The 7335-nt window shown below is 72.3% G+C and carries 7 protein-coding genes and 1 pseudogene; 1 reads left to right on the plus strand and 7 read right to left on the minus strand.

Annotated elements, in window-relative coordinates; translation table 11 throughout:
• Window positions 1-221: 221 nt before the first annotated feature.
• From C5507_RS03300 to C5507_RS03320, 5 genes are all read right to left on the minus strand, one after another.
• Complete coding sequence (locus tag C5507_RS03300) at window positions 222-1547, minus strand: ABC transporter substrate-binding protein (RefSeq protein ID WP_104527093.1); 1326 nt, start codon at window positions 1545-1547, stop codon at window positions 222-224.
• Between the two features lie 113 nt (window positions 1548-1660).
• On the minus strand, window positions 1661-2842 hold the full coding sequence (locus C5507_RS03305) for a branched-chain amino acid ABC transporter permease (protein ID WP_165400483.1): 1182 nt from the start codon (window positions 2840-2842) through the stop codon (window positions 1661-1663).
• Between the two features lie 2 nt (window positions 2843-2844).
• Window positions 2845-3729, minus strand: coding sequence for a branched-chain amino acid ABC transporter permease (locus C5507_RS03310; protein WP_104527095.1), 885 nt, complete (start codon window positions 3727-3729; stop codon window positions 2845-2847).
• A 34-nt stretch (window positions 3730-3763) separates the two neighbouring features.
• Window positions 3764-4537: an ABC transporter ATP-binding protein gene (locus tag C5507_RS03315; RefSeq protein ID WP_104527096.1), complete on the minus strand. Its 774-nt coding sequence runs from the start codon at window positions 4535-4537 to the stop codon at window positions 3764-3766.
• Window positions 4530-5399 carry an ABC transporter ATP-binding protein gene (locus C5507_RS03320; RefSeq protein WP_104527097.1) on the minus strand — a complete coding sequence of 290 codons (870 nt, stop codon included), beginning with the start codon at window positions 5397-5399 and terminating at the stop codon, window positions 4530-4532. Before C5507_RS03320 ends, C5507_RS03315 begins: the two co-directional genes overlap by 8 nt.
• Before the next feature lie 172 nt (window positions 5400-5571).
• On the opposite strand from C5507_RS03320, the gene C5507_RS03325 reads away from it, so the two are divergent.
• The gene (locus tag C5507_RS03325; RefSeq protein WP_104527098.1) at window positions 5572-6789 is read left to right on the plus strand and encodes a PucR family transcriptional regulator; all 1218 of its coding nucleotides are present in this window, start codon (window positions 5572-5574) and stop codon (window positions 6787-6789) included.
• A 74-nt stretch (window positions 6790-6863) separates the two neighbouring features.
• On the opposite strand, the gene C5507_RS03330 is transcribed toward C5507_RS03325, so the two are convergent.
• Together C5507_RS03330 and C5507_RS22625 are read right to left on the minus strand one after the other, a co-directional pair.
• Window positions 6864-7097: a DUF2630 family protein gene (locus tag C5507_RS03330; RefSeq protein WP_104527099.1), complete on the minus strand. Its 234-nt coding sequence runs from the start codon at window positions 7095-7097 to the stop codon at window positions 6864-6866.
• Window positions 7098-7144: 47 nt separating this feature from the next.
• Window positions 7145-7335 (minus strand): annotated as a pseudogene (locus C5507_RS22625) (hypothetical protein); the annotation flags it as partial.

Raw genomic sequence — 7335 nt, forward strand, 5'->3', positions numbered from 1 at the left:
CTCCTCCTCGTGCGGGCGCGGCTGCCGCGCTCGGGGGCGTCCTACCCGGCGATCCCGGCCACACACTTCGGCACCGAAGTGTCCGGTCTCCCGGCCGGTGGAACGGCGACGGGCCGCCGGCTCCCGGAGGAGACCGGCGGCCCGCCCGTGACGTGCTGGAACGGTCACCCTTCAGGGGCCCGCGCCGAGCGTGCGAGGCGTGGGGGAAGGGTGATCCTTCGTCAGCCCTCGTAGGCCTCCTCGTCGGGGATGCCGTTGGCCGGCGGGGTGGCCGGCTCCTTGTCGAACTCCTCGATCGGGGCGTCGCCGATGTCCGTCGTGCGGACCGGCTGCACCTCCTCGGAACCGTTGCCGACGATCCGCTCGATCGTCATGCCGCTGGTGCCGAGGTGGCTGTCCTCGGAGTAGCGGAACGGCGCGAACACCGGTCCCTCCCACTCGGCGCCGACGGCCTCGACGGCCTCGACCAGGCCCTCGCGGGTCGGGTTCTGACCAGCGGCCTGCAGGGCCTGGGTCATGGTGTAGGCCTGCGACATGCCGTAGACGCGGTAGTTGCTGAGCTCGCCCTCGCCACCGCACTCGTCCCAGATCCGGGAGAACTCCTGGATCCACGGGTTGTCGGTCATGTCGACCGTCGGCAGGTAGCCGGTGGTCAGCGCGCCGTCCAGCAGGGCGGCGTCGGAGACCTTGCCCTCGCTGAAGCGGTTCAGCAGACCGCCGACGAGGTTCGGGTCCGAACCCACGTTGGAGTAGAACCACTGCGGGTCGTAGCCGAGCTGCAGGGCAGTCAGCTGCGAGAGGGCCGTGTAGCTGGGCACGTTGAAGCCGACGACGAAGTCGGCGCCGGCCGCCTGCAGCGCCGCGATCTGCGGGCCGACGTTCGTGTTGCCCGGCACGTACCGCTCGGCCGCGACGATCTGGTCGTCGAGGTACTGGCGGATGCCCTCCTCGCCGTCCTGGCCGAAGTCGTCGTCCTGGAGGAAGAGGCCGACCTTGGCGTCGGGGAACTCGTTGGCGATGTACTCGCCGATGATCTTGCCCTCGCTCAGGTAGTCGGTCTGCCAGCCGAAGGACATCGGGTACTCCTCGGGGTTCTCACCCCACAGGAGGGAGCCGGAGGAGACGAAGAGGTCCGGGACGCCCTCGTCGTTGAGGAAGTCGACGACGGCGCTGTGGGTGGGGGTGCCCAGGCCGCTCATCATCGCGAAGATCTCTTCTTCGAGGACGAGCTCGTTGGTGACCTGGCTGGTCTGGCTCGGGTTGTAGGCGTCGTCCTTGAAGATGAACTCGATGTCGCGGCCGTAGACACCGCCCTCCTTGTTCAGGCAGTCGAAGTACGCCTGGACGCCGGTGGGGATCTCGCTGTAGCCGGGGGCGGCCACACCGGTCAGCGGGTAGTGCGCGCCGAGCTTGATCGAGTCCTCGGTGACGCCGATGTCGGAGGCCTCGTTCTCGCCGCCACCCTCGGCGGACGACGAGCTGCCGTCGTCACCGCCGCCGCAGGCGGCGAGGGTGGAGGCGACGGTGGCCGCGGCGATGGCGGTCATGAGACGACGGGAGGATCTGGACAACAGTTCTCCTCTGGTGCGGCCCGGGCGTCGGTGCCCGGGAGTCGGGGTGGGGTGGAGCGGTCGGGAGCAGCGGATCGGACGGGTGGTGCTCACCCCCCGTTCGCGCCGGCGGCCTTCGCCTGCGCGGCCGACCCACGCCTGGCCTTGGCGGTCATCCGCCGGAGGCGGATGGTGCCCACGAAGCCGGCGGGGGCGAAGATCATCGCGACGATCAGCACGACGCCGTAGACGAAGGGCGCGAGCTGGGCCGCCTCGGTGCCGTTCAGCCCGAAGTCCGAGCCCAGGTTGGTCACGAACGGCGGCAGGAAGACCAGCAGGGCCGAGCCGAGGAGCGCACCCAGCAGGCTTCCCAGGCCACCGATCACGATCGCGGTGAGCAGTGCCAGCGAGAGCACCAGCGTGAAACCGCTGGGCGCGGCCAGCCGGACCACGATGGCCAGCACGCCGCCGGCGAGCCCGGCCGCAGCCGCGCTGACGACGAACGCCAGCACCCGCCACGCGCCGAGGTTGATGCCGGCGAGCTCCGCGGCGACCTCCTGGTCCCGCACCGCCCGCCAGGTGCGGCCGATCCGGCTGCGCACCAGGTTGGCGAGGAAGAAGTAGGTGATCAGCAGGCAGATGACGCCGACGTACGCCAGCCACTTGGTGCTGGACGCGTTGTTCCCCGACACCGTCTGGACGAAGCTCTCGAAGGCGTCCGGCGCCTGCGGTGCGCGCACCCGCATGCCCTGCTCGCCGCCGAAGATGTCGTGGAAGTAGATCGCCAGGCCCGGCAGGCCGACGGCGAGCGCGAGCGTCGCGCCGGCGAGGTACGGACCGTGCAGGCGGGCGGCGGCCACACCCACGAGCGCGCCCACCACGGTGGCCACCACGATGGCGGCCAGCAGGATGACCGGCAGCGGGAGCGGCTCGTCGGCGTCCAGGAACAGGGCCGTGGTGTAGGCGCCGGCGGCCATGAGGGCGCCGTGCCCGAGCGAGATCTGGCCGTTCATGCCGGTGAGGACGGTGAGACCGCCGGCGGCGATCGCGTAGTAGCTGAGCGTCGCGATCTGGGAGTTCTGGTACGGGCTGCTGACCTCCAGCAGCACGACGGCGAGCACCGCGGAGAGGACCAGCACCACCAGGTGGCGCGGCAGGGTCGACTGCGGCAGGAAGGAGCGGCCGGTCCCGGTGGGGGCCGAGGGCGCGTTCGCGCCCGCGGTGGACGTGGTGGGGGCGTCGTCCGTGGCCTTGCCGGCGGCTGCGGACGTGGGGCTCTGCAGGTCGCTCATGGTCATGCCCTCCGAGCCGTGGTGCTGCTGAACAGGCCGCCGGGACGCACCAGCAGCACGACGATGAGGATCACCAGGGCGGCCACGCTGACCAGCGCGCTGCCGCGCTCCACGTAGCCGTTCACGTAGCTGAGCGCGAGACCGAGGATCAGCCCGCCGACGATCGCGCCGACCGGTGAGTCGAGGCCGCCGATGATGGCGGCGACGAAGCCGAAGACGATGAGCGAGTCCATGTAGGCGGGGTAGACGAACCCGCCGCCGGCGATCAGCAGGCCCGACAGGGAGCCGACGACGGCGGCCAGGCCCCACCCGAGGGTGAGCATCCCGCCGACCTTGACGCCCAGCAGCCGGGCGACCTCCTGGCTGAAGGCCGAGGCCCGCATGGCCAGCCCGACGCGGGTGAACCGGAAGAGCGCCACGAGCAGCGCCATCGTGATCAGCACGGAGCCGATGACGTAGAGGCTGGTCGGGGTCAGCGGGATCGTCGACCCGCCCACCTGGAAGCCGCGGACGCCGAAGGGCGTCGGGAAGGACTGGAACGAGGAGCCGAAGATGATGGCGATGAGGGCCTGGATGGCGACGAAGAGGCCCAGGGTGACGATGACGGCGTTGAGCTCGGGCCCCCCCTCGACCGGTCGGATGATCACCCGCTCGACGAGCGCGCCGAGGACGAACCCGGAGACGAGCGCGACGACCAGCGCGACCCAGTAGGACTGGCCGGCCTGGATGAGGGCCAGGGCGATGAACGTGGTGGCCGCGGCCATCGAGCCCTGGGCGAAGTTGACGATGCGGGTGGAGCGCCAGATGAGCACCAGGGCGAGGGCGAAGGCCGAGTAGATGATGCCCTGGGTCAACCCGGTGATGGTGACGTTGACGAAGTAGTCCACGACAGTGGGAAGCCTTCCTGGCAGAGCGTGAGGGTCAGAAACCGAGGTAGGCGTGCCGGAGGTCCTCGTCGCCCATCAGCGTGCTGGCGGAGTCGGTGACGACGACCCGGCCGAGGTTGAGGACGACGCCGACGTCGGCGACCGACAGGGCGCTGCGTGCGTTCTGCTCGACCAGCAGGACCGAGAGGCCCTCGGCGTCGACCAGCTGGCGGAGCAGGCCGAAGATCTGCGCCACGATGCGCGGGGCCAGGCCCAGCGACGGCTCGTCGAGGAGCAGCACGCGCGGCTTGGCGAGCAGGGCCCGGCCGATGACCAGCATCTGCCGCTCACCGCCGGAGAGCGTGTGGGCGGCGTTGTTCCGGCGCTCGGCGATGCGCGGGAAGAGGTCGTACACCCGGTCGAACTCGTCCTTGCCGACCTTGCCGCGGAACAGCGCGCCGACCCGCAGGTTCTCGTCCACGGTGAGCTCGGCGATGACGCCGCGGCCCTCGGGGACGTGGGCCATGCCCCGACCGACCATCGACTCGACCGAGGCCTTGGTGATGTCCTCGCCGTCGAGCACGACCCGGCCGGCCACCGGACGGACCAGGCCGCTGATGGTGCGCAGCAGGGTCGTCTTGCCGGCGCCGTTCGCACCCAGGACCGCGGTGATCCTGCCGGCCTCCGCCGACAGCGAGACGCCGTCGAGCGCGCGGACCGGGCCGTAGGCCGAGCTCAGGCCCTCGACCTCCAGGAGGCGGGTGGTGGTGGCGGTGCCGCCGGTCGTCCCGGTGGCCGACATCGCGGTGCTGCCGTGGGTCTCAGCCATGGGTCCGCCCTCCATCGACGTTGCTCAGCTCGGCGGCGTCGGCCTCGGCGTCGACGGCGTCGCCCAGGTAGGCCTCGGTGACCGCAGGGTCGTTCTGCACCTGCTCCGGGGTGCCGGCGGCGATCTGCTTGCCCGAGTCGAGGACGGTGATCTGGTCGCAGACCCGCATGACCAGGTCCATGTGGTGCTCGACCAGCAGGACGCTCATCCGGCCGACGACCGAGCGGATCAGCTCGCCGAGCTCGTGCATCTCGTCCTCGGCCAGACCACTGGCCGGCTCGTCGAGCAGCAGCAGGTCGGGTTCGGCCACCAGGGCGCGGGCCAGGGCGACCCGCTTCTGCACCGGGTAGGGGAGCGAACCGGGGTAGCGGCCGGCGTAGCGCTCGGCGTTGAGCTCGGTGAGGGCGCGCATGGCGCGCTCGCGCAGCAGCCGCTCGTCCTTGTCCGAGGAGGGCAGCGCGAGGAACGCCGACAGGAAACCGGCCTTGCCGTGGCGGTGCGCGCCGACCATGACGTTCTCGAGCACGGTCATGCCGGGGAAGAGGCCGACACCCTGCAGGGTGCGGGCGACGCCGAGCTTGGTGAGCTGGCTCGGGCGCAGCCGGCGCATCTCCTCGCCGCGCCAGGTGATCCGCCCGGACGTGGGCCGGACCAGGCCGCAGGCGACGTTGAACAGCGTCGTCTTGCCTGCGCCGTTCGGGCCGATGAGGCCGTGCACCTGACCCGGCTCGACGACGAGTGAGACGTCGGTGAGCGCCAGGACGCCGCCGAAGGCGACGTTGATCCCGGTCATCTCGAGCCGGGCGGTGGGCCCTGAGTCGTGCGTTAGCTGGCTGCCGGTCGGCTGCGCCAAGGGGCCCACTGCTCCTCTGCGTCGGGGAGATGGCCGTTCCGGAGGTGTCCGGACGGCGACGATTGGGTCACGAGTACGTCCCGCTGAGACTGCCCCCCGGTGTCACCGGTCACAATGGGCGCAGAGCACAGCGATGGAGTTGCGGCGTTGTGCTGTGTGTCACGGACGGGGAGGTGGGCGGGTGCAGCGGTTCCGACCGGAGATCTCGGCTCGCCTGGCCGAGCTCGCGCCACTGCTGATGGCCGAGCTCGAGGACATGACCGACCGCATGCTCGAGGTGCTGCTGCGCAGCGAGGCCGCCTACCGCGACCTGCTGGTGACGGAGGAGGAGCTGCGCGCCTCGGTCCGCCGCGGGCTCGAGCAGGGGCTGCGCACGCTGATCGACGGCTGGGCCGACGACGGCGACGGTGACCGCAGCGGAGCCCGCGCCGTCGGGCGCCGCCGGGCGGCGCAGGGCGTACCGCTGGAGGCGGTGCTGCGGGCATACCGCCTCGGCGGCCAGACCACCTGGGAGGGGCTGCTGTCGGTGTCCCAGCGCAACAGCCAGGGCCACGACGTGCTGCTCCTGGAGGTGGCCGGCTCGGTCTGGCGCACCAACGACGCCGACTGCGCCGCCGTCGCGGAGGGCTACCGCGAGGAGCAGCGACGCCTGGCCGGTGTCGACGAGCAGGCCCGCCAGCAGGTGCTCGACGGCCTGATCGACGGTCGCGGCAGCGACCCGGCGTTCGTGCGGACGGCGTCGGAGCTGCTGGCCATGCCGCTGGGCGGCCGGTTGATGGCCGTGGTGGCGCTGCCCGGGCCCGACGGCGCGCCGGGGCTCGACGCCCCCGCCGAGGGGCTGCTCAAGCGCGGGGTCCGCTCCGTGTGGGGCGGCCGCGGCGGCGCGCAGGTCGGGGTGGTGGGGCTCGGCGCCGTGCGCCCGGCGGACCTCGTGTCCCTGCTGACGGCGGTCGCCCGGGGGCCGGTCGGGGTGTCCGACGCCGTCGAGGGTGCCGCCGCCGCGGGGGTCGCCTACCGGCTGGCCGAGACCGCGGCGCGGACGCTGCCCGCGGGGGACAGCCGCGTCGTGAGCATCGACGAGCGGCTGCCCGAGGCGCTGCTGAGCAACTCGCCCGAGATCAGCTCACGCCTGGTGGGCCAGTCGCTGGGCGGCCTGCTGGACCTGCCCGACGACGAGCGGGGCGTCCTGCTGGACACGCTCGAGGCGTTCCTCGCCGCCGACGGCTCGCCGACCCGCGCCGCCGATGCGCTGTACTGCCACCGGAACACCGTGATGCACCGGCTCCGGCGGATCGAGTCGGTCACCGGGCGCAAGGTCACCGACCCGCGGTCCCGGCTGCTCTGGCAGCTGGCGCTGCTGGGCGCCGGCTGCCGTCAGCCCACCACCCGCTCGGCCTGAAAGAGGACCCCCTCCCTCTCGACCCTCGCACGCTCGGGTCGAGCCTCCGGAGGGGGGCCGGGCCAGGCCTCCCGCTACTGGAGGTAGTTCTCCACCTGCGGCTCGGGACGGGCCTCGGCCTCGTCGGGGTCCTCGCCGTACTGGCGCTTGGCGCGGCGCTGCCGCAGCAGGTCCCAGCACTGGTCGAGGTCGGCCTCGAGCTTGTTCATGCGGGCGCGGGTCTCGTCGGTGTGCTCCTCGCCGTCGCGCAGCGAGTGCTCCTCCTCGACCAGCGCGTGGATGCGGCTGAGGATGTCGGTCTCGTCCATGCCCCGGTCCCTGCCCGTCGGCGCGGGCGTGAAACCGGAGCACCCGGTCAGGCGTCGGGCAGCCAGCCCTCGACGAACGCCGCGCGCCGCCGGTGCACCGCCCCGCCGGCGCGGCCGAGCGCCAGCAGCGCCGCGCGCTCGAGCGGGACGCGCACCGTGCGCCGGTCCACGGCCCGTCGCGCCACCGCGTTGCCCCATCCAGTAGCGCTCCATCTCCGGGTCGACCATCTGCGTGTCG

It is taken from the genome of Blastococcus saxobsidens, from assembly GCF_002938435.1.
Classification (GTDB): Bacteria; Actinomycetota; Actinomycetes; order Mycobacteriales; family Geodermatophilaceae; genus Blastococcus; species Blastococcus saxobsidens.